Below are 22,445 nucleotides of genomic sequence, written 5' to 3' on the forward strand. Positions count from 1 at the left end.
CTTTCCCATCCCGCAAGGAGAATGACAATGACTGCAACCACGCCCATCCGCTGGGGCATTCTCGGCCCGGGCAGCATCGCCAAGGCCTTCGCCGGCGGCGTCGCCGGCTCCCGCAACGGAAAGCTGGTCGCCATCGGTGCGCGCGATCCGGGTAAGCCGAGTTTGGCGCAGAGCTTTCCCGGCGCGCGCATTCTCGAGGGCTACGAAGCATTGCTCACTGACGCGGAAATCGACGCGATCTACATTTCGGTCCCGCACCCGGGCCACGCGCAATGGGCGATCCGGGCGGCGGACGCGGGAAAGCATGTGCTGTGCGAAAAGCCGCTGGCGCTGACCGCCTTCGAGGCCGACGCCATGATGCATGCGGCGCGCAAGGCCGGCACCTTTCTCGGCGAGGCCTTCATGTACCGGCTGCACCCGCAGACGCTGAAGCTGGTGGAACTGATCAAATCCGGCGTCATCGGCGAGATCAGGATGATCAAGTCGAGCTTCGGTTTTGCCATGCCTGATTTCATGCCGCAGCACCGGCTTTATGCCAACGACCTCGCCGGCGGTGGCATCCTGGACGTCGGCGGCTATCCCGTCTCGATGGCACGGCTGATTGCCGGCGCCGCGGCCGGCAAGCCGTTCCTCGAGCCGGACAAGGTGACCGGCGTTGCCCATCTTGGCCAGTCCGGCGTCGACGAATGGGCCTCCGCGCTGCTGCATTTCCCGGGCGGCATCGTCGCCGAGGTCTCCTGCAGCATCTCGCTCAACCAGGACAATGTGCTGCGCATCTTCGGCACCAGGGGCCGCATCGAAGTGCCGGATTTCTGGTTCGCCGGCGGCGACCGCGATGTCGGCCTCGGCCGGATCGATGTGATCGGCGCGGACGGCGTGCGCGAAACCATCAGCGTGAACGAAAAGCGTCACGTCTATTCCTTCGAGGTCGACGCCGCCGGCGACGCCATCCTCTCCGGGCGGCAGGAATTCGCCTGGCCGGGCATGGCCTGGGCCGACAGCCTCGGCACACTGCGCGTGCTCGACAGATGGCGCGCGGCCGTGGGGCTGGAATACGAGATCGAAAAGGCCCCGCTGCGCACCAACACCATCTCCGGCCGGCCCTTGCGCGCCGGCGGCACGGCGATCGCCAAGCGCGGCATTCCGGGCCTGTCGAAGCCGGCCTCGGTCGTGGCGCTCGGTTTCGAGGACTTCCGCACCTTCTCCTCGGGGTCGATCCTGCTCGATGCCTTCTTCGAGGCAGGCGGCAATCTGTTCGACACCGGCTATGTCTATGGCGGCGGCTACACCGAGACGCTGCTTGGACAGTGGCTGAAGAACCGTGGCGTGCGCGAGCAATCGGTGGTCATCGCCAAGGGTGCGCATTCCCCGCTCTGCTATCCCGACGTGATCGGCAAGCAGCTCGACCAGTCGCTCGACCGCCTGCAGACCGACCATGTCGATATCTATTTCATGCATCGCGACAATCCGGACGTGCCCGTCGGAGAATTCGTCGATGCGATGGACCGCGAGGTCAAGGCAGGCCGCATCCGCGGCCCGTTCGGCGGCTCGAACTGGACGATGCAGCGCATGGACGAGGCGATCGCCTATGCCGAGCGCACCGGCAAGCAAAAGCCCGGTGCGCTCTCCAACAACTTCTCGCTGGCCGAAATGCTGGAGCCGATCTGGGCCGGTTGCGTGACCTCCTCCACCGATGACTGGAAGGCCTGGCTGACTGCGCGGCAGATGCCGAATTTCGCCTGGTCGAGCCAAGGGCGCGGCTTCTTCACCGAACGCGCCGGGCGCGACCGGCGCGACAATGAAGAACTGGTGCGGGTCTGGTACTCGGAGCGCAATTTCAGCCGCCGCGACCGGGCGATCAAACTTGCCGCGCGGCTGGGCAAGAGCCCGATCCATGTTGCGCTCGCCTATGTGCTCAACCAGCCTTTCCCATCGGTGCCGTTGATCGGCCCGCGCACGCTGGGCGAACTGGACGACAGCTTGCGCGCCCTCGACATCGCGCTTTCACCTGCCGATCTCCAATGGCTGGACGGCGGCAGCCGGCAAGCGGCGTAGTGCATGTCGTGCAAGGCTGCGCTGGACGGCGACGGGGTCAGGTCTCGTCGTCGGACACCCTGATGTCGCGCCTGGCCGGAACCCTCATGCTGGCATACATGCCGGTGGTGCGGAACTGGCCCGGGCTAATGCCGTAACAGCGGCGGAAGACCTTCGAGAAATAGTTCGCGTCCTCGAAGCCGCACAGGATGGCGACTTCCTTCACCGGCAGGAAGTCAGCCTTGGTCAAAAGCTTGGCGGCGCGTTGCAGCCGCTGCTGCAGCACGAACTCCGCGGGCGGGATGCCTTCGCTCTCGGCGAAGCAGCGCGAGAAGTGCGCCCGACTGAGGCCGCTGATCGCCACGAGGTCCGCTACCGGCAGCGGCCTGTCGAGATTGGCGTTGATGTGGTCGATGACCGGCTGCATGGCGCTCTGCTTCTCGGCAAAGGCATGTGAGCCGAAGACATCGTCGTAGAGCGCCATCGCCGCCTCGTAGGCGATCGCAGAAGCCGCCCCCGGCGCAGCGGCCCCGTTGATGAGACGCAGGCTGCAATCGGCGAGATGATCGATCGTCTCCGGCTGCAGCCGGAACACCGGACCCGAGACGTCGAGGATCGATTTGTGGATGCGCAGCGCCTCCTCGCCATTCATCGAGATCCAGAAATATTCCCAGCGCTCGTCCTTGGCCAGCCAGTAGCGGTGGTTGTGCGGCACCAGCACCAGCAGCGTGTCGTTCTGCTGCAGGCGATAGTCGCGGTTCTCATAGCGAAGCCGGCCGCTTCCGTTGATCGTATGCTGGAGCACGGTGAATGGCGTCTGGCCGCGCTTGCGCCCGTCCCAATCATAGATTTCGCCTTCGCGCACTTCGTAGCCGGTGCTCGTCGGCATGGCATGCAGGCGCTGGCGACCGCGCGGCAGCGAGATCGTGCGCATCGACTGTCCGTTGGCGATCAGATCCCGCAGCACAAAATTACCCTTGAAAGCATAATCCTTCTCTGGCCGTGCTCGCGAATAAGCGCATAATCCATCCCCGAAGAACGTGAAGAACCCGCGGTCGAGGAGCGGGCGGGAGGAGAAAAGCCGGAATTCGGCTCGATTGGCACGCGCGCCTTGGCGTGTGGCCATATCCTCCCTTGCTGCTCCTTGCCTAGCATCCGATCGGATCGAGGTGAAGGTGATGAGTTTCAAAATCGCTATTATCGGCGCCGGCAGCGTCGGCTTCACCAAGAAACTGTTCACCGACATACTGTGCGTGCCGGAATTCAAGGGTATCGAATTCGCGCTGACCGATGTCAGCGAGCACAATCTCCAGATGATCAAGGCGATCCTCGACCGGATCGTCGAGGCCAACAAATTGCCGACCAAGGTGACGGCGACGACAGACCGCCGCGAGGCGCTCGAGGGCGCTCGTTATGTCATCAGCTGTGTGCGGGTCGGTGGCCTCGAAGCCTATGCCGACGATATCAGGATCCCCTTGAAATACGGCATCGACCAATGCGTCGGCGACACGATCTGCGCCGGCGGCATCCTCTATGGCCAGCGCAACATCCCGGTGATCCTCGATTTCTGCAAGGATATACGCGAGGTCGCCGAGACCGATGCGAAATTCCTCAACTATGCCAACCCGATGGCGATGAACACCTGGGCGGCGATCGAGTACGGCAAGGTCGACACGGTCGGGCTGTGCCACGGCGTCCAGCACGGCGCCGAGCAGATCGCCGAGGTGCTGGGCGCGAAGTCGCCTCGGGAGCTCGACTATGTCTGTTCCGGCATAAACCACCAGACCTGGTTCATCGAGTTGCGCCTGAACGGTCGCGAAATCGGCAAGGACGAGCTGGTCGCCGCCTTCGAGGCGCATCCGGTCTATTCCAGGCAGGAGAAACTGCGCATAGACGTGTTGAAGCGCTTCGGCGTTTATTCGACCGAAAGCAACGGCCATTTGTCCGAGTATCTTCCCTGGTACCGCAAGCGTCCGGACGAGATCACCCGCTGGATCGACATGTCCGACTGGATCCATGGCGAGACGGGCGGCTATCTCCGTTATTCCACCGAGACCCGCAACTGGTTCGAGACGGAATATCCGCAATTCCTCGAAGCGGCGTCGAAGCCGATCGATCCGTCAAAACGCTCCAACGAGCATGCCAGCCACATCTTGGAGGCGCTGGAGACCAACCGCGTCTATCGCGGCCACTTCAACGTCAAGAATGACGGTGTCATCACCAATTTGCCGCAGGACGCCATCGTCGAATCGCCCGGCTTCGTCGACCGCTTCGGCATCAACATGGCGGCCGGCATCACCTTGCCGGAAGCATGTGCCGCGACCTGCATATCCTCGATCAATGTCCAGCGCATGTCGGTGCATGCCGCCATATCCGGCGACATCGACCTGCTCAAGCTTGCCGTGCTGCATGACCCGCTGGTTGGTGCGGTATCGACACCGGAGGAGGTCTGGCAGATGGTCGACGAAATGGTCGTCGCTGAAGCCGCCTGGCTGCCGCAATATGCGCATGCGGTTCCGGCGGCAAAAGAGCGGCTGTCCAAATCCAGCGTCAAGACCCGCGAGTGGGCGGGCGCCGCGCGGCGCAGCGTCCGCTCGATCGAGGAGTTGCGCGCCGAGAAGGCCGCGCTGAAGCAGGCTGGCTGAAACCGGGTGCGACGGCGGATCCACGGGAGGTAGGTCCACCGCAGTCAGCCGTCCAGGCACAAGACGAGCAGCAGCAAAACAAAACGTCCGAACACGAGGGAGGAGACAATGAGGAACCTACGCAGCATTGGCATGGTCGCGGGACTGGCGCTGAGCGTCTCCGTCCCGGCGCTCAACGCTTTCGCCTCCGAGCCGACGGTCCCGCCGGTACCGGCGGCGTTTCCGGCCGAAGGCAAGATCGCCTATGTGCCGCGCGACTCTATTCTGGAGTTCAAGGCGCTGCCCGACTATCAGGAGCCGGACTGGGTGACCGAGAAATACGTCAAGGCCGGCAAGCTGCCGCCGGTGAAAGACAGGCTGCCGAAGGAGCCCTTGGTTTTCAAGACGGGCAACATGCCTGATGGCATCGGCGTCTACGGCGATACAATGCGCCACGTTATCGGCGGGCGGCCGGAAGGCTGGAACTACGGCGCCGGTCAGACGCAGGGATGGGGCGGCATCGATATCGGCCTGTCCGAATGCCTGACGCGCACCGCGCCGCTGTTCCAGGTCGAGGCCAAGGACACCGAACCGCTGCCCAACCTCGCCAAAAGCTGGGACTGGTCGGCGGATGGCCACAAGCTCACCATGCACCTCGTCGAGGGTGCCAAATGGTCCGACGGCGCGCCCTTCAACTCAGACGACGTCATGTTCTACTGGGACGACGAGGTCGTCGATCCCAATGTCTCGCCGCTCAATGGTGCCACCCAGGAAACGTTCGGCGTCGGCACCACGCTCAAGAAGGTCGACGACTACACCGTCGAGTGGACCTTCAAGGAAGCCTTCCCGAAACAGTATCTCTACGCGATGGCCTACGGCACTTTCTGTCCTGGCCCCGCGCACATATTGAAGCCGCAGCATCCGAAATATTCGAAGAACACCTACGACCAGTTCAAGAACGCCTTCCCGCCGGAATATATGAACATGCCGGTCATGGGCGCCTGGGTGCCGGTCGAATACCGGCCGGACGACATCATCGTCATGCGCCGCAATCCCTATTATTGGAAGGTCGACGAGAAGGGCAATCAGCTGCCCTACCTCAACGAGTTGCACTACAAGCTGTCCACCTGGGCCGATCGCGATGTCCAGGCGGTGGCCGGCTCGGGCGATTTCTCCAATCTCGAGCAGCCGGAGAACTTCGTCGCCTCGCTGAAGCGGGCCGCGGAGGCGAATGCGCCTGCACGCCTGGCGTTCGGTCCACGGCTGATCGGCTATAATCTGCGCCTCAATTTTTCCGCTAATGGCTGGGGCAACCCGGACGAGCGCGGTCAGGCGATTCGCGAGCTGAACCGCAATGAGGATTTCCGCAAGGCGGTTACCATGGCGCTCGACCGCAAGGCGCTGGGCAACTCCCTGGTCAAGGGGCCGTTCACCGCCATCTACCCCGGCGGCTTGTCCTCCGGCACCAGCTTCTATGACCGCAAGTCGACGGTCTACTATCCCTTCGACCTCGAGGGCGCCAAGGCCGAACTCGCCAAGGCCGGCCTCAAGGATACCGATGGCGACGGCTTCGTGAACTTCCCGGCCGGCACGGCCGGCGGCAAGAATGTCGAGATCGTCATGCTGGTCAACAATGACTACGGCACCGACAAGAGCCTCGCCGAAGGCGTCGTCGCGCAGATGGAGAAACTCGGGCTGCGGATCGTGCTCAACGGTCTCAACGGCACCCAGCGCGATGCCTCGCAATATTCCGGGCGTTTCGACTGGCTGATCCGACGCAACGACCAGGAGCTGACCTCCGTCGTACAGAACACCGTGCAGCTCGCTCCCGTCGGCCCCAAGACCAGCTGGGATCACCGCGCACCTGAAAGCGGCGAGGTCGACCTGATGCCTTTCGAGAAGGACCTCGTCGACATCGTCAACAAATTTGTCACGTCTGAGGACAATGACCAGCGCGCCGCCCTGATGAGAGACTTCCAGAAGATTTCGACGGAGCACGTCTACAATGTCGGCCTGACGGAATATCCCGGTGCGCTGATCGTCAACAAACGCTTCTCCAACGTTCCAAGGGGCACGCCGATCTACATGTTCAACTGGGCAGAGGATTCGATCATCCGCGAGCGGGTCTTCGTGGCGGCCGACAAGCAGGCGAAATACGAATTGTTCCCGGAAGAGCTGCCGGGCAAGCCTGGAGACAAGGGCCCGATGTAAGTTTACCTCCCCTGACTGAGACCTCCGGCCGCGCCGCTGGCGGCGCGGCGGGGGGGGCCGGACAAAGGCAACCTCCGAACGCACCAAAAAGACGCGATCGGCAAGACGAGGAAGCGACCGTCCATGCTGCGATTTCTGCTCATGCGCATAGCGTCGGCAATCCCGGTCCTTGCCATACTGAGCCTCGTCACCTTCGCCATCATCCAGGCACCGCCCGGCGACTATGCCGACTACATCCGCTCGCAGCTGATCAACCAGGGAGGCGCTTCCTTCGCCGAAGCCGACGCTCAGGCCAACGCCTACCGGATCGAACATGGCCTCGATAAGCCGCTGCCCGTCCAGTATCTCAACTGGATCGGCGGCATCGTCACCCGCGGCGATTTCGGCTACAGCCTCTACTACAACAAGCCGGTAGCCGACGTCGTGGGCGAGCGCCTGCCGCGCACCCTCATCCTGGCGCTTGTGTGCCATCTGCTCGCCTCGGTGCTCGGCATCACCTTCGGCATCTGGGCGGCAACCAGGCAATACACCTGGATCGACTCGACACTTTCGGCCATTTCCTTCCTCGGCATGACGGTGCCGCGCTTCCTGATGGCGCTGATCATCGTCTATCTCCTGGTCTTCCAGTTCAACGTCTCGGAGATAGGCAGCTTCTTCTCGCCGCAATATGGCGGTGCGCCATGGTCGTGGGCCAAGTTCGTCGATCTGGTCAAGCATGTCTGGCCGGTGGTCGCGATCGCCACCTTCGGCGGGCTCGCCTACAACATGCGCGTCATGCGCGGCAATCTGCTCGACACGCTGAATGCGCAATATGTCGAGACGGCCAGAGCCAAGGGGCTGACCGGCAGCGCCGTCGTCATGCGACACGCCGTGCCCAATGCGCTGCATCCGCTGGTCATGTATCAGGGCGTGGTGCTGCCCTACATGCTGACCGGCGAAATCGAGACGGCGATCATCTTCGCGCTGCCGACCGTCGGCCCGGCGATCGTCGGCTCGATGGCGGTCGGCGACGTCTATGTCACCGCCACTTTCATGATGGTGCTGTCGGCGACGCTGATCGTCGGCAACATCATCGCCGACATGTTGCTGGTCCTGCTCGATCCGCGCGTGCGCCAGTTCGGGGAGAGCTAGATGTTGGCCCGCGATACATCGCCACCGCCGCTGCCGGCCAAAGGACCCGTCGAGAGACCCGCGCGCGGCAACGAGAGCTACACCGCGCTCGTCTGGCGCCGGCTGAAGCGCTCCTGGACCGGCATGGCGGGGTTCTGGCTCGTCGTGCTGCTGATCCTCATGGCGGTATTCGCCGAGTTCCTGGCGCCGATGGACCCGAAGGTGACCGATGTCGCCTTCGCGCCGCCGCAAACCCCTGTTTTCCACGACAGGGACGGCGATTTCGTCGCCCGGCCCCGGGTCTATGCGCTGGCGGATTCGGCGGATCTCGATCCGGTCACCTTTCAGCCCATCGTCGGTCCCGACTATGATCATCCACGACTGCTCGGCTTCTTCGTCGAGGGTGCGCCCTACAGGCTCTTCGGGCTCATTGCGGCGAACCGGCATTTCTTCGGCTCGATGGACGGCCAGCCGGTGCATTTCCTCGGCACCGACAAGTTTGGACGCGACGTGCTCTCGCGCGCCATCTACGGCTCGCGCGTCTCGCTGATGATCGCGCTGACGGTGGTCTTCATCATCACCGTCATCGGCACTACGGTCGGCATGGCTTCCGGCTATTTCGGCGGTCGGTTCGATGTCTGGATGCAGCGCTTCGTCGAACTCGTGCTGGCCTTCCCGCAACTGCCGCTCTATCTGGCGCTGACGACGCTGATCCCGGTCACCGCGCCCACAAACGTCTTCCTCGCCTTCGTCATCATCGTGATGTCGGCGCTGGGCTGGGCGCAGATGTCGCGCGAGGTGCGCGGCAAGACGCTGGCGCTTGCGCGCATTGAATACGTACGTGCCGCCATGGCGGTGGGCGCCACCGACCGGCGCATCATCATGCAGCACATTTTCCCCAATGTGATGAGCCATGTGATCGTTGCGGTGACGTTGGCGATCCCGACGGTTGTGCTGCTCGAATCCTTCCTCGGTTTTCTCGGCTTTGCGGTGAAACCGCCGCTGATCTCCTGGGGGCTGATGCTGCAGGACACCGCGACCTACTCCGTCATAGGCACCTATCCGTGGATACTGTCGCCGGTCGGTTTCGTGCTGGTCACCGTCTTTGCCTTCAACGCGCTGGGCGACGGGCTGCGCGACGCCGTCGATCCTTATTGAGGTGGCTGGGATGACGCTCGCGCTCGCCGAACCTTTCGCACCTTCCGTCCGGCACGACCATGACGGACGCCAGGGAGAACCCGTCATCGATGCCCGCAACATCGAGGTCGCCTTCAAGGTCGAGCACGGCACGGTCGAGGCGGTCAAGGACGTCTCGTTCCAGCTCTATCGCGGCGAGACGATCGCCATCGTCGGCGAATCCGGTTCCGGCAAATCGGTAACGGCGCGCACCGTCATGGGATTGCTGTCCCGGCGCGCCACCGTGTCGCCGAGATCGACCGTCTGTTATGATGGGCAGAACATCCTGAAGTTCCCCGAGAGCGCCCGGCGCAAGCTGCGCGGCAACCGCATCTCGATGATCTTCCAGGAGCCGATGAGCTCGCTCAATCCGATCTATACGATCGGCAGCCAGATCGTCGAGGCGATCAGGGTTCATCGCAAGGTCGGCCGGCGGCAAGCCTGGGCGCGGGCGCTCGAACTCTTGCAGCATGTCCAGATCCCGGATCCGGTCGCGCGGCTCAAGCAATATCCGCATCAGCTCTCGGGTGGCCAGCGCCAGCGCGTGATGATCGCCATGGCGCTGGCTAACGATCCCGACGTGCTGATCGCCGACGAGCCGACGACGGCGCTCGACGTCACCGTCCAGGCGCAGATCCTGAACCTGATCCGCAACCTGCAAAAAGAGCTGCGCATGGCGGTGATCCTGATCACCCATGACCTCACGGTCGTGCGCAAATTCTCCGACTACGTCTATGTCATGCAGCATGGAGAAATGCGCGAACACAACGTCACCGAACGTCTGTTCTCCGATCCCCAGCATCCTTATACGCAACGACTGCTCGCCTCTGAACCGCGCGGGCGGCCACAGCCGCTGCCGGAGGGCTCCGGCACCATTCTCGAAGCGAACGGGGTGCGCGTCTGCTTCATGCTGCGCCACGGCACTTTCCTCAAACCGGACTGGCGCGAGCTGGTCGCCGTCGACGATCTCGATCTCAAGCTTTGCCGCCACGAAACACTGGGACTGGTCGGCGAATCCGGCTCCGGCAAGACCACATTCGGCCAGTGCCTGCTCAGGTTGATCGATGCCAAGCGCGGCGAGATCCGTTTCGACGGCCAGCCGATCCATGGGCTGTCACGGGCCGAGATGCGGCCGCTGCGATCGCGCATGCAGGTCGTCTTCCAGGATCCGTTCTCCTCGCTCAACCCGCGCATGACGATCGGGCAGATCATCGAGGAAGGGCTGATCGTCAACGGCATCGGGGCGACGCGGCGCGAGCGGGTCGAGCGGGTGCGCGAGGCGCTGGTAAGCGCCGGCATGCCGGGCGACATCCTTTCGCGATTTCCGCACGAGTTCTCCGGCGGACAGCGGCAGCGCGTCGCGATTGCCCGAGCCATCGCGTTGGAACCGGAATTCATCCTGCTCGACGAACCGACATCAGCGCTCGACCTCTCCGTCCAGGCGCAGATCATCGATCTCTTGCGCAAGCTGCAGGACGAGCGCGGCCTGAGTTATCTCTTCATCTCGCACGATCTCAAGGTGGTTCGCGCTCTGTGCCACCGCGTCATCGTCATGCAGCACGGCAAGATCGTCGAACAGGGACCTGTCGACGAGGTCCTCACCAATCCCAAGACCGCCTACACCGAACGGCTCGTCCGGGCCGCTTTCGACGTGGCCTGAACACATGCCGGAGGTTAGCGTGGCAAGACATCCCAGGATCACTTTCATCGGCGCCGGCTCGACCGTGTTCATGAAGAACATCGTCGGCGACGTGCTGCAGCGGCCGGCGCTTTCGGGCGCGACGATCGCGCTGATGGACATCGATCCGCAGCGGCTGGAAGAGAGTGCCGTCGTCGTCAACAAGCTGATCGCGACGCTCGGCGTGAAGGCGAAAGCGGAGACCTATTCCGACCAGCGCAAGGCGCTGGCCGGTGCCGATTTCGTCGTCGTCGCCTTCCAGATCGGCGGCTACGAGCCCTGCACCGTCACCGACTTTGAAGTGCCGAAGAAATATGGCCTGCGCCAGACCATAGCCGACACGCTCGGCATCGGCGGCATCATGCGAGGCCTGAGGACCGTGCCGCATCTGTGGAAGATCTGCGAGGACATGCTCGCCGTCTGCCCCGAGGCGATCATGCTGCAATACGTCAACCCGATGGCGATCAACACCTGGGCGATATCGGAGAAATATCCAGAGATCAGGCAGGTCGGCCTCTGCCACTCGGTGCAGGGCACCGCGATGGAACTGGCGCACGATCTCGATCTTCCCTACGAGGACATCCGCTATCGCTCCGCCGGCATCAACCACATGGCCTTCTACCTGAAGTTCGAGCACCGCCAGGCTGACGGCTCCTACCGCGACCTCTACCCGGATCTCCTGCGCGCCTATCGCGAAGGGCGTGCGCCCAAGCCCGGCTGGAATCCGCGCTGCCCCAACAAGGTGCGTTACGAGATGCTGACCCGGCTCGGTTATTTTGTCACCGAAAGCTCGGAGCATTTCGCCGAATACACGCCCTATTTCATCAAGAGCGGCCGTCCCGACCTGATCGAGAAATACGGTATCCCGCTGGATGAATATCCCAAGCGCTGCATCGAGCAGATCGAGCGTTGGCAGGGGCAGGCGGAGGCCTACCGTTCGGCCGAGCGCATCGAAGTCGAGCAGTCGAAGGAATATGCCTCCTCGATCATGAATTCGGTCTGGACCGGCGAGCCGTCGGTGATCTACGGCAATGTTCGCAACAATGGCTGCATCACCTCGCTGCCCCGCGAGTGCGCCGCCGAGGTGCCGTGCCTGGTCGACGCCTCCGGCATCCAGCCGACTTACATCGGCGACCTGCCGCCGCAATTGACGGCGCTGATCCGCACCAACATCAACGTGCAGGAACTGACGGTGCGGGCGCTGACGAGCGAGAACCGGGAACACATCTATCATGCGGCGATGATGGATCCGCACACGGCAGCCGAGCTCGACCTCGACCAGATATGGTCACTGGTGGACGAGCTTCTTGCCGCTCACGGCGACTGGCTGCCGGCCTGGGCGCGCGTGAGCCGCAAGACTGAAGCCGCCTGACCAAGCGTCGCTCTTAGCTTATTTCGGCTCGTCGGCGTCGGGTTCTTCCTCGTCGTCGCGGGCTTTGATGACATAGGCGCCCTTCAGCCAGCGGTTGAGGTCGATGTCCTTGCAGCGCTTGGAGCAGAACGGGTAGGTCTCGCGCGCCGAAGGCTTGCCGCATTCGGGGCAGGGGCGCCTTGGCCGCAGCGGCGTCACCTTGTCGTCCGCGCTCATGGCCGCGCCGAGGACCAGTTGTGATGGACCTTGAAGCCTTCGCCCGAAAGCAACGCTACGGTCTCGTAAAGCGGCAAGCCGACGACATTGGTGTAGGAGCCGACCAGCTTGACGACGAAAGCGCCCGCAAGCCCCTGTACGGCATAGCCGCCGGCCTTGCCGCGCCATTCTCCCGACGCGACATAGGCGTCGATCTCCTCGCGCGGCAGCCGCTTGAACCGCACCCGCGTCTCGACCAGCCGCTGGCGCAGTTTGCCGCCGGGCGTGATCAGGCAGATGCCGGAATAGACCCGGTGCGAACGCCCCGACAGCAGTCCGAGGCAGTTGGCGGCATCATCGAGCGTCTCGGCCTTGGGCAGGATGCGCCGCCCGACAGCGACCACCGTGTCGGCGGCCAGCACCAAGGCCGGCGCGTAGTCGGTTTCCGACTTCAGTGAGGCAAATGCCTTTTCGGCCTTTTCCTTCGACAGCCTTTTGGCCAGCGAGCGCGGATGCTCGGCACGCAGCGGCGTCTCGTCGATGTCGGCGGGCAATATGCGGTCCGGTTCGATGCCGGCCTGCTGCAGGAGTTCGATGCGGCGCGGCGAACCCGAGGCAAGCACCAGCTTCAGCAAAATGCTCATCGCGGACCAGTCGGCCTTGATCTTACTTGAAACGATAGGTGATGCGGCCCTTGGTCAGGTCGTAGGGCGTCATCTCGACCAGGACCTTGTCGCCGGTCAGCACGCGGATGCGGTTCTTGCGCATGCGGCCGGCCGTATGGGCTATGATTTCGTGTTCGTTTTCGAGTTTCACCCGGAACATGGCGTTGGGCAGCAGTTCCGTGACGACACCCGGAAACTCGAGGACTTCTTCCTTCGGCATTCGATACCTTTGCTTGGATGGTTTCCCGGCGTTTAGAGCATGATGCCGAAAAGTATGAAGCGGTTTTCGGACGACATCATGCTCTACTTCTTTGATCTAGAGTCGGAAGCTGTCAGGTCGAAGAGACCCAACCGCATCCGACTCTAGCCGGAAATTCGGCGGAACCTATATGATAATCGTCGGCTTGTGAACACGCTTAATCCGTCGCGGTTTTTTCTTCTGGAAGCAAAAAACGTCGGCCTATGCGCAACTTCAGCCGTTCGCGCACATCGCGATAGGCCGCGATGATCTGCTCGCGCGTGCCGCTGGCGCCGGTAGGATCCGGCGTCGGCCAGTATTCGACCTCAACGGCGAGCGAGCGGGTGAGCTCCAGCGCGGCATGGTGCGCCTCCGGCGCGAGCGTGACGATGAGATCGAAATAGTCGTCTTCCAGCTCGTCCATCGTCCTTGGATGGCGCTCGCCCAGCGACAGGCCTTCCTCGGCAAGTACGGCATCGACGAACGGGTCACGCTCGCCGCTGCGCACGCCCGCGGAGGCGACGAAGGTGCTGGCCGGCAGCATGCGCCGCGCCAACAGCTCGGCCATCGGCGAGCGCACGGCATTCATGCCGCACAGGAACAGGATCGAACGGGGCGGTGCGCCGGCGGTCAGGGGTTAACCCCGCCAATGGAGCACGCAGACCAGCGTGAACAGCCGGCGCGCCGTGTCGAAATCGATGTCGATCTTGCCGGCGAGCCGGTCCATCAACGTCTGCGAACCCTCGTTGTGCAGGCCGCGGCGACCCATGTCGATCGCCTCGATATGGCTCGGCGTCGAGGAGCGAATGGCGTCGTAATAGCTTTCGCAGATCATGTAGTAGTCCTTGACGATGCGCCTGAGCGGCGTCAGCGACAGGATATGGGTCACCACGGCGGAACCGTCGTCGCGCGTCACGGCGAAAACCAGGCGGGACTCGGCCAGCGACAGCTTCAGCCGGTAGGGGCCGGCGCCGCTGTCATTGACCGGTTGAAAACTGTTCTCCTCGATCAGGTCGAAGATCGCCACCGCGCGTTCGTGCTCGACGTCGGGCGTCGAACGGCCGATCGATTCATCGAGTTCGACATCGATCAGCCTCGCCCGGGTTTGATCGGAGCCCGACATGGCGCCTACATGTTCAGCCGGATAGCGACGGAGCGTCCATGCGCGTCGAGCCCTTCCGCCTTGGCCAGCGCGATCGCGGCGGGCGCCAGCGCGCGCAATTGCTCGGGCCCGAGCTTCAGGATCGAGGTGCGCTTGACGAAATCGAGTACCGAAAGCCCTGACGAGAAACGCGCCGAGCGCGCCGTCGGCAGCACGTGGTTGGAACCGCCGACATAGTCCCCGATGGCTTCCGGCGTATGGCGGCCGAGAAACACGGCACCGGCATTGTGCATCCGCGACAGGAAGCCCTCGGCGTCGTCGATTGCCAGTTCGACATGCTCGGCCGCGATGCGGTCGACCAGAGGCAGCGCCGCCTCGATCGCCTCGACCTCGATCACCGCGCCGAAATCGCGCCAACTCGCCGCTGCCGTCTCCGCCCGTGGCAGGTTTGGCAGCTGCCGTTCGACCGCCTCCTCCACCGCCTTGCCAAAGGCCGGATCGTCGGTGATCAGGATCGACTGCGCGGACGCGTCATGTTCGGCCTGGGCCAGGAGATCGGCGGCGATCCAGTCGGGATCATTGTCGCCGTCGGCCACGACCAGCACTTCCGAGGGGCCGGCGATCATGTCGATGCCGACGGTGCCGAACACCTGGCGCTTGGCCGCCGCGACATAGGCGTTGCCAGGGCCGACGATCTTGGCGACCGGCTTGATCGTCTCGGTGCCATAGGCCAGGGCAGCGATCGCCTGGGCGCCGCCGACGCGATAGATTTCCGGCACGCCGGCAAGGTCGGCCGCCACCAGCACAAGCGGATTGATGACGCCGCCGGGTGCCGGCACCACCATGACGATGCGCTCCACGCCGGCGACCTTGGCCGGTATGGCGTTCATCAGCACCGAACTCGGATAGCTCGCAGTACCGCCCGGCACGTAAAGCCCGACCGCCTCGACCGCGGTCCAGCGCCAGCCGAGCTCGACGCCCGCGGCGTCGGTAAAGCGGTCGTCCTTCGGCCGCTGCCGCTCGTGATAGGCGCGGATGCGGTCGCGCGCGAATTCGAGCGCCTCGATCGTCTGGTGGTCGCAAGCGGCATAGGCGCGGGCGATCTCGTCCTTCGACACGGCAATGCCGAGTTCCCTGAGGTCGGCCCGGTCGAAGCGTCTGGTAAAGTCGACGAGGGCGGCGTCGCCGTCGGCGCGCACGCGCGCGATGATCTGGCGCACGGCCGCGTCGACATCGGCCGACACTTCTCTCTTGGTGGTGAGGAAAGCGGCGAAACGCTGTTCGAAATCGGCGTCGGACTGGCGAAGCGTGATGGCCATCGCTCAGGCCCTGTGCACGGGACGCGACGTGGCTTCCCACGCGCCGCCGACATCGGCAAGGCGGGCCTCGATGCATTCGACATCGAGCATGATTGCGCCGCCTCCCGAAAAGATCAGCTCGACGATGCCGGCCGGCTTGCTGATCTCGATGAAGCTGATCGCCAGCAGCGACAGCACTTCGGCCGGCTTGTCGCGGGCTATGCCGCTGGTCTTGGCGCCCAGAACCCGATCGAAATGCAGCACGGCCTGGCGCCGTTCGTTGTGCTGGCGAAAGAAGCCCGATTTGGCCTCCCAGACGAAACGGTTCATGGTCAGCACGAAACGCTTGGCCGCGGGAAGGTATTCAAGGTCCGAGACTTTCATCACGGCGTCCTGGACATGGGCGGAGACGATGCTCAGGTCCTGGTCGTCGAGGGCGATAAGCTTAAGGCCGTTCATGCGGATTTCGCACCTGAAAATTGACTGTTCAGCCTTCTGTTAGAGCATGATCCCGAAAAGTGGAAACCGCTTTTCGGAAAAGATCATGCTCGAACAGGAATCCGGAGGTCATTCCGGTCCGTGCAGCCGTGAGGCGGGCGGGGATCGGCCTAAGCCGAGATCCGTTCGATCACCGCGCCGCAATTGGACAGCTTTTCCTCCAGCCGCTCGAAGCCGCGGTCGAGATGATAGACGCGGTTGACCGTGGTTTCGCCTTCGGCCGCCAGGCCGGCAATGACCAGCGAAACGGAAGCGCGAAGGTCGGTCGCCATGACAGGCGCGCCTTTCAATTTCGGCACGCCGTCGACGATCGCCGTCTGGCCCGAAAGTGTGATGTGTGCGCCCAGGCGCGCCAGTTCCTGCACATGCATGAAGCGGTTTTCGAAGATCGTCTCGGTGATGCGCGACTTGCCCTTGGCCATGGTCATCAGCCCCATGAACTGCGCCTGCAGATCGGTCGGGAAAGCCGGGAAGGGCGCCGTCGTCACGTTGACCGGTGAAATGCCGGCGCCGTTGCGCTTGACGCGGATGCCGGAATTGGTCGGCGTGATCTCGGCGCCCGTCTGCGCGATCACGTCCAGCGCGGTCTGCAGCAAATCGGGACGCGCGCCCTCGAGCACGACGTCGCCGCCGGTCATGGCGACGGCCATGGCATAGGTTCCGGTCTCGATCCGGTCCGGGATGACGCGCACGCGCGCGCCCGACAGCGCCTCGACGCCGTCGATGGTGATGGTTGGCGTGCCGGCGCCGGAAATCTTGGCGCCCATGGCATTGAGGCATTCGGCGAGGTTGACGATCTCGGGCTCGCAGGCGGCGTTTTCAAGCACCGTCTCGCCCTTGGCGAGCGACGCCGCCATCATCAGCACATGGGTGGCGCCGACCGACACTTTCGGAAAGACGTAACGGTTGCCGACGAGGCGGCCATTCCTGGTCTTGGCGATAACGTAGCCGGTGTCGACGTCGATGTCGGCGCCCAGCGCCTGCAGGCCTTCCAGGAACAGGTCGACCGGCCGCGTGCCGATGGCGCAACCGCCCGGAAGCGACACCTTGGCCTCGCCCATGCGGGCCAGCAGCGGGCCGATGACCCAGAACGAAGCGCGCATCTTCGACACCAGCTCGTAGGGGGCCGTCGTGTCGACGATGTTGCGGGCGGAGAAATTGATGGTGCGCGAATAGCCTTCATTCTGCTTTTCGCGGCGTCCGTTGACCGAATAATCGACGCCGTGATTGCCCAGGATGCGGATCAGCTGCTCGACATCGGCCAGATGCGGCACGTTTTCGAGCGTCAGCGTGTCGTCTGTCAGAAGCGACGCGATCATCAGCGGCAGGGCGGCGTTTTTCGCGCCCGAGATCGGAATGCTTCCGGCGAGCTTGTTGCCGCCGACAATTCTGATGCGATCCATGAAGACTATCCCCTCGGCCCTGAAAGCCGGTTTCAATCGTTTGATTATCGGCCCGTCTAGACCATCGGCCAAGCTGGTTCAAGAAATAGGATTTCCTGGCACCCGACCCAAGAGTGGCGGATTTGAGTTAATCTTTTTGTATTTCCTTCGCCGCGCCGACCCCGTCCGGCCGCTTGTCGGCCTCGCCGGCGCGCCGCGAGCGCGACTGTGCCTTGCGTTTCAGCAGATTCGCGCGCAGCTGCTCGGCGAGCCGGTCCTTGCGGCCGGTGCCGCCCTTTTTCGGTGGAATTGTCTTGTCGTTCATCGTCCCGTCCTAGCCGGCGGCCGGCCAGGCCGCTATTTCAGGCATAACCAACATTGTGGCGCGGCCATGTCATCAAAACGTATCCGGCAAAGGCTTTCACAGATGCTTTGCACTTGGCCTTGCGCTTGCCGGTTCGATATGGCAGAAGCCCCGCCATCAGCGGCTGCGGTAGCTCAGTGGTAGAGCACTCCCTTGGTAAGGGAGAGGTCGAGAGTTCAATCCTCTCTCGCAGCACCAGACTGCCCGACATTTTCAGCGCCATCCGTCCCATTCTTAAGCCCTTGCGGCACGAACGGGCAAAAAAAGGCGCATCCGGCACCTGAATCCGAGATTTCGCGCAAGGTTGGTTCTCGTCGCGCTTTCATGGCGGGAGCAAATCGGCCTGCTTGCTTTCCTCCGCGACGAGCGCCTGCCCATAGGGGGCGACCGCTTGACGCCCTTCCGCTACCCACCCGCCCGATCGGACGGTTGAAAACATCGGCATTGGCGACCCGGGCGAGTCCGCTCCGGTCAGTGCCTTGAAGCATGACCTGGCGGCCGTCGTCCCGATCAGAGTCGCAGGGCGAAGCGCCGTCCGCGCAGACGGCGCTGGTTGCGGCTTCATCGGGATGCAAATGCCGATATCGGCATTTGCGCTGGCCGCCCGATCATGATCCAAGTCGGCGATTCCGAGGGCTTTCCCGCTGGAGCGCAGCATGACCTTGATCACACGCCGTCGACTTCTGAAATCGGCAGCGTTTGCCGGTGCGGGCGGGCTCGCCGCGATGGGGAGGCTTGGCGGCTGGGCCGCCGCCGGCCCCGAGCCGGTGGTGCTGCAGACGGCCAAAATCCAGGCCAGGCTGATGGAGATCGGCCCGACCCGGGAAGTGCTGACCTATGGCAGCGCCGGAATGCCGCCGGTGCTGAGGATGAAAAAGGGCGAGCCCTTCGCCGCCCGGCTCGTCAACGCCATCGACGACCCGACGACGATCCATTGGCACGGCGTTCGGGTCCCCAACAAGATGGACGGCGTTCCGTTCCTGGTCCAGCCCTACGTCTATACCGGCGATCATTTCGACTATGCCTTCACGCCGCCCGATGCCGGCACCTTCTGGTACCACCCGCATTGCAACACGCTGGAGCAGATGGGGCACGGCCTGACCGGCGTCATCGTGGTCGAAAATCCCGGTGATCCGAAATTCGATGCCGAAATCGTCCTCAATCTGCGCGACTGGCGTCTCGGCGACGATGGCCAGTTCATCGACCAGTTCCGGCCGCGCGATGCCGCGAGAACCGGCACCTATGGCACGGTGCGCACGGCCAATTGGCTCGACCAGCCGCACTATGACGCGCCGGCCGGCGGGCTGGTGCGGCTGCGCGTCGCCATCACCGACGTGACGCGCATCCATGCCTTTCGCGTCGACGGCGCGGAGGCGACGGTGATCGCGCAGGATGGCAATCCGGTGCCGCAGCGTTTTTCGCCCGATGCCTTGCTGCTTGGCCCGGGACAGCGCATGGAACTCGCCATCCGCATGCCGGACGCGGAGGGCGCGGTCGTGAGCCTGCGGGACGTCAGGGGCACCAAACCCAAGGTGCTGGCGACCTTGCGTGCGGTCGGCCAGTCGCTGAAGCGCGACATTCGTGATGTCGCGCCGCTGGAGGCCAATCCGGTGGCGGAGGTCGATCTCTCCGCTGCCCAGCATATTTCGCTGGCGCTCAGCGCCACGGCCGAGAACATTCCGAGCGACGGCATATGCGGTTCGCTCGGCTACAGTTTCTGGGCCATCAACAAGGTGCCGTGGCCGGGTGACACGCCGGATCCGACCGCGCCGCTGGCCGAATTGAAGCTTGGCAGGAGCTATGTCATCGACATGGAGAACCTGACGCCGCAATCGCATCCGATGCATTTGCACGGCATGAGCTTCAAAGTGCTGTCATCCTCGACTCGGCCCGTGCAGCCGCTGATTTCAGACACCTATCTCATCCAGCCCAACGAGAAGGTGAGCCTCGCCTTCGTCGCCGACAACCCCGGCGACTGGCTGCTGCACTGCCACATCATCGAGCATCAGAAGTCGGGCATGACGAGCTACGTCAGGGTGACCTGAAACCGAGCGCGCCGCGGCCTACTTGCGCAGTTGCGCCTCGATCTCGTCGAGCACCTTGTCCTTGCCGATGCCGGTGAGGAAGGCGAGGCCCTTGATGACCGGCTTGGTCACCGAAGCCGAGATCGGCGTCGTGGCGACGATGAAGTCGACGCTGTCGGCCAGCCCCGGCACTTCGGTCGCCTTGGCCTGCTGGGCGTTGAAGGTCAGGCCGCGCTGCTTCATCGCCTCGGTCACGGCGACGTTGACCGCGGTTGAGGTGGCTATGCCCGTGCCGCAGGCAAAGAGAATTGTTTTCTGTCTGGACATCTCTTGCTTCTCCTTGTTCAGCCGAGCACGGCCCGAACGTCGTGTAGCGTCGTGGCCGACCTCAGGCCGTCCAATGCATCTGGATTCTGGATGGTGGCCATGACGGCCTGCAGCGCTTCAATCTGCTTGTCCTTGTCATTGATGGCAAGCAGGAAGACGAAGCCGACCGGCAGCTTCTCGTCGGGGTCTTCCATGTTGGCGAAGACGACGGGGCGCTTCAATGTGCCCAAAGCGATCCCGGGCTTCAGGACATGTTCGGGATCGGTGTGCGGCACCGCGACATTGTCGGGGCGCTCCAGCGGCAGTCCTGTCGGGATGGTCAACTCGCGACGCACGACCGCGTCGGCGTAGGAATTTTTGACATAGCCGAGCGTCTCCAGCCGGCCGGCCAGGATGCGGATGATCTGCTCATTGGTCGAGGCATCGGATCCGAGCACGATCGCTTCGGGGTCCAGAAGCTGCATGAGGCTGTCAGACATGTTTTTGCTCCGTCGACAAAATCGTGCGCCCGGGGAGGGCGCACGATCATTTCAAACGTCAGGCGTGATGAGGCTCAGGCCGTGCCTTCGGCCGGCTCGTCCTCGGCGCCCGCTGCCCGTTCCCAGCCGAGCGTGTTGCGGCGATAGAGGACGAACAGTGCCGCGATGACCACGGCGATCACGACGATGCCGGTAAGGCCAAGTCCCTGGATCGCCTCGATGATCACATAGGGCACCCACAGGAAGCCGTCGACGACGGAGGTGATCTGCAGCGCGTCTGCCGGCAGCTTGAAGCCCGAGGCGACGGCAGCACTTGTGAACAGCGGCGCCAGCGCGTTGGCGACGTAGAAGCCGATCGCCAGCGTCACCGTGCCGATCACCACCATGCGGAACACATTGCCTTTGACCAATGGCGCGGTCATGGCGACGATGAAGGGAATGACCGCCAGGTCAGCGAACAGGATGACGCGGTTACCCGGCAGGATCACCGACAGGATGATCGCGATCGGCACAAGGATCAGCGATGACGAGATCGCGGCGGGATGACCGATCAGGATGGCGGAGTCCAGGCCGACCAGAAGCTCGCGGTCGCCGGTGCGCTTGCGCACGAATTCCTGCGCCGCGTCGGAGACCGGGATCAGGCCCTCCATCAGGATCTTCACCATGCGCGGCAAAAGCAGCATGACGGCTGCCAGGGTCATGCCGGTGCCCAGCACCTTGGCGAGCACCGTGCCGAGATCGCCGGCATTGTAGAAGGCGATGGCGCCGAGCACGAGGCCGATGATCAAGCCGAGCACGACAGGTTCGCCGAACACGCCGAACCGGCGCTCGATCGTCTCGGTGTTGATGTTGATGCGGTTGATGCCGGGAATGCGGTCCATGATCCAGTTCAGGATGATGGCGATCGGCAGGATCTGCGCGGAAGCCAGGTGCGGCACCGAAATGCCGGGCACGCCGTAGAACTGCTGCACTGCGCGCGCCGACCAGTCGGCGAACAGCAGCGACAGTGCCGCGACCAATGCCGCGATGGCGATGCCGTAGGCCAGATTGTCGGTCGCCGCCACGACCAGCGAGCCGACAAAGGCGAAGTGCCAGAAGTTCCAGACGTCGACATTGAGCGTGCGCGTCATGCGCGTCAGCAACAGCACGATGTTGACCAGGATGCCGACGGGGATGACCCACAGGCCGACCGACGAGCCGAAGGCGATGGCGGCCGCCGACGGCCAGCCGACATCGATGATGTCGCGATGAATGCCGGTGTTGGTGACGATGGCCTTGGCGACGTCGCCGATCGACGTGAACATCAGGCCAAGCACGAGGTTGATGCCGATGAAGGCGACGCCGATGGTGACCGCGGCGCGAAAAGCCTTGCTGACCTTTGCGCCCAGAACGACGGCTATGATGAAAATGACGATCGGCAGCAGCACTGTTGCGCCGAGCGTGTCGATGGCCCCTTTGAGGCCCGCAAGAATAGTATCCATTTGTCCTCCCCTGGAGCACCGAGCCCGACCCCCGGGTTCGAAATGATGCTCCGTTGACCTCCAACGCCTTTGCCGCCAACCTCGGCGCAAAGGCACTCCCCGTTCTGCCCGCGAGGCGGAATGCGTCCCGCTCGGTGATGCGGGATGAACATTTGCCTTCGCTGGCGAACGAATGTTTTATTGAGGC

Annotated in this window: 21 protein-coding genes and 1 tRNA gene; 9 read left to right on the forward strand and 13 right to left on the reverse strand. The window is 63.6% G+C overall.

The window, feature by feature from the left end; translation table 11 throughout:
* Positions 1–27: 27 nt before the first annotated feature.
* A complete protein-coding gene (locus LB547_RS08960; protein ID WP_140760599.1) occupies positions 28–2,055 on the forward strand; it encodes an aldo/keto reductase in 2,028 nt (675 codons plus the stop codon).
* Between the two features lie 37 nt (positions 2,056–2,092).
* On the opposite strand, the gene LB547_RS08965 is transcribed toward LB547_RS08960, so the two are convergent.
* Positions 2,093–3,001 (reverse strand): AraC family transcriptional regulator, encoded by a 909-nt coding sequence (locus tag LB547_RS08965; protein WP_181165447.1) that lies wholly within the window; start codon positions 2,999–3,001, stop codon positions 2,093–2,095.
* 211 nt (positions 3,002–3,212) lie between these two features.
* On the opposite strand from LB547_RS08965, the gene LB547_RS08970 reads away from it, so the two are divergent.
* The 6 genes from LB547_RS08970 (at position 3,213) to LB547_RS08995 (ending at position 12,205) form a co-directional block, all read left to right on the forward strand.
* Positions 3,213–4,679, forward strand: a complete 1,467-nt coding sequence (locus LB547_RS08970; RefSeq protein ID WP_140760603.1) for an alpha-glucosidase/alpha-galactosidase — start codon at positions 3,213–3,215, stop codon at positions 4,677–4,679.
* 108 nt (positions 4,680–4,787) lie between these two features.
* Positions 4,788–6,869: an ABC transporter substrate-binding protein gene (locus LB547_RS08975; protein WP_140760611.1), complete on the forward strand. Its 2,082-nt coding sequence runs from the start codon at positions 4,788–4,790 to the stop codon at positions 6,867–6,869.
* 123 nt (positions 6,870–6,992) lie between these two features.
* A complete protein-coding gene (locus LB547_RS08980) occupies positions 6,993–8,000 on the forward strand; it encodes an ABC transporter permease (protein WP_140686535.1) in 1,008 nt (335 codons plus the stop codon).
* On the forward strand, positions 8,001–9,137 hold the full coding sequence (locus tag LB547_RS08985; RefSeq protein WP_140760623.1) for an ABC transporter permease: 1,137 nt from the start codon (positions 8,001–8,003) through the stop codon (positions 9,135–9,137).
* 10 nt (positions 9,138–9,147) lie between these two features.
* The gene (locus tag LB547_RS08990; RefSeq protein WP_140760628.1) at positions 9,148–10,815 is read left to right on the forward strand and encodes an ABC transporter ATP-binding protein; all 1,668 of its coding nucleotides are present in this window, start codon (positions 9,148–9,150) and stop codon (positions 10,813–10,815) included.
* Positions 10,816–10,834: 19 nt separating this feature from the next.
* Complete coding sequence (locus LB547_RS08995; protein WP_140625614.1) at positions 10,835–12,205, forward strand: alpha-glucosidase/alpha-galactosidase; 1,371 nt, start codon at positions 10,835–10,837, stop codon at positions 12,203–12,205.
* Between the two features lie 18 nt (positions 12,206–12,223).
* Here the strand turns inward: LB547_RS08995 and yacG are convergent, their stop codons facing one another.
* The 9 genes from yacG to LB547_RS09040 all read right to left on the reverse strand — a co-directional run bounded on the left by yacG (position 12,224) and on the right by LB547_RS09040 (position 17,908).
* Complete coding sequence (gene yacG, locus LB547_RS09000; protein ID WP_140501037.1) at positions 12,224–12,421, reverse strand: DNA gyrase inhibitor YacG; 198 nt, start codon at positions 12,419–12,421, stop codon at positions 12,224–12,226.
* A complete protein-coding gene (locus tag LB547_RS09005; protein WP_140513345.1) occupies positions 12,418–13,044 on the reverse strand; it encodes a Maf-like protein in 627 nt (208 codons plus the stop codon). The genes yacG and LB547_RS09005 overlap by 4 nt, the downstream gene beginning before the upstream one ends.
* Positions 13,045–13,066: 22 nt before the next feature.
* Positions 13,067–13,285, reverse strand: a complete 219-nt coding sequence (infA, locus tag LB547_RS09010; RefSeq protein WP_006200926.1) for a translation initiation factor IF-1 — start codon at positions 13,283–13,285, stop codon at positions 13,067–13,069.
* Between the two features lie 196 nt (positions 13,286–13,481).
* On the reverse strand, positions 13,482–13,892 hold the full coding sequence (locus LB547_RS09015; RefSeq protein ID WP_263483065.1) for a low molecular weight phosphatase family protein: 411 nt from the start codon (positions 13,890–13,892) through the stop codon (positions 13,482–13,484).
* A gap of 48 nt (positions 13,893–13,940) precedes the next feature.
* Positions 13,941–14,426, reverse strand: coding sequence for a UPF0262 family protein (locus LB547_RS09020; RefSeq protein WP_140501043.1), 486 nt, complete (start codon positions 14,424–14,426; stop codon positions 13,941–13,943).
* A 5-nt stretch (positions 14,427–14,431) separates the two neighbouring features.
* Positions 14,432–15,724, reverse strand: a complete 1,293-nt coding sequence (gene hisD / locus LB547_RS09025; RefSeq protein WP_140501045.1) for a histidinol dehydrogenase — start codon at positions 15,722–15,724, stop codon at positions 14,432–14,434.
* Positions 15,725–15,727: 3 nt separating this feature from the next.
* Positions 15,728–16,162, reverse strand: a complete 435-nt coding sequence (locus LB547_RS09030) for a DUF2948 family protein (RefSeq protein WP_140501047.1) — start codon at positions 16,160–16,162, stop codon at positions 15,728–15,730.
* A 149-nt stretch (positions 16,163–16,311) separates the two neighbouring features.
* Positions 16,312–17,604: a UDP-N-acetylglucosamine 1-carboxyvinyltransferase gene (murA, locus tag LB547_RS09035; RefSeq protein WP_140501049.1), complete on the reverse strand. Its 1,293-nt coding sequence runs from the start codon at positions 17,602–17,604 to the stop codon at positions 16,312–16,314.
* 127 nt (positions 17,605–17,731) lie between these two features.
* The gene (locus tag LB547_RS09040; RefSeq protein WP_140525563.1) at positions 17,732–17,908 is read right to left on the reverse strand and encodes a hypothetical protein; all 177 of its coding nucleotides are present in this window, start codon (positions 17,906–17,908) and stop codon (positions 17,732–17,734) included.
* A 162-nt stretch (positions 17,909–18,070) separates the two neighbouring features.
* Between LB547_RS09040 and LB547_RS09045 the strand changes: the two genes are divergently transcribed.
* A tRNA-Thr gene (locus tag LB547_RS09045) sits at positions 18,071–18,145 on the forward strand.
* Positions 18,146–18,603: 458 nt separating this feature from the next.
* Positions 18,604–19,992: a multicopper oxidase family protein gene (locus tag LB547_RS09050; RefSeq protein ID WP_140760635.1), complete on the forward strand. Its 1,389-nt coding sequence runs from the start codon at positions 18,604–18,606 to the stop codon at positions 19,990–19,992.
* A gap of 18 nt (positions 19,993–20,010) precedes the next feature.
* Here the strand turns inward: LB547_RS09050 and LB547_RS09055 are convergent, their stop codons facing one another.
* From LB547_RS09055 to LB547_RS09065, 3 genes are all read right to left on the reverse strand, one after another.
* Positions 20,011–20,298: a PTS sugar transporter subunit IIB gene (locus LB547_RS09055; RefSeq protein WP_140513359.1), complete on the reverse strand. Its 288-nt coding sequence runs from the start codon at positions 20,296–20,298 to the stop codon at positions 20,011–20,013.
* Positions 20,299–20,315: 17 nt separating this feature from the next.
* Positions 20,316–20,777, reverse strand: a complete 462-nt coding sequence (locus tag LB547_RS09060) for a PTS sugar transporter subunit IIA (protein WP_140760638.1) — start codon at positions 20,775–20,777, stop codon at positions 20,316–20,318.
* A 74-nt stretch (positions 20,778–20,851) separates the two neighbouring features.
* The gene (locus LB547_RS09065) at positions 20,852–22,258 is read right to left on the reverse strand and encodes a PTS galactitol transporter subunit IIC (protein WP_140501059.1); all 1,407 of its coding nucleotides are present in this window, start codon (positions 22,256–22,258) and stop codon (positions 20,852–20,854) included.
* Positions 22,259–22,445 lie beyond the last annotated feature (187 nt).

The sequence above is a fragment of the Mesorhizobium sp. B264B1B genome (assembly GCF_020165765.1).
Taxonomy (GTDB): Bacteria; Pseudomonadota; Alphaproteobacteria; order Rhizobiales; family Rhizobiaceae; genus Mesorhizobium.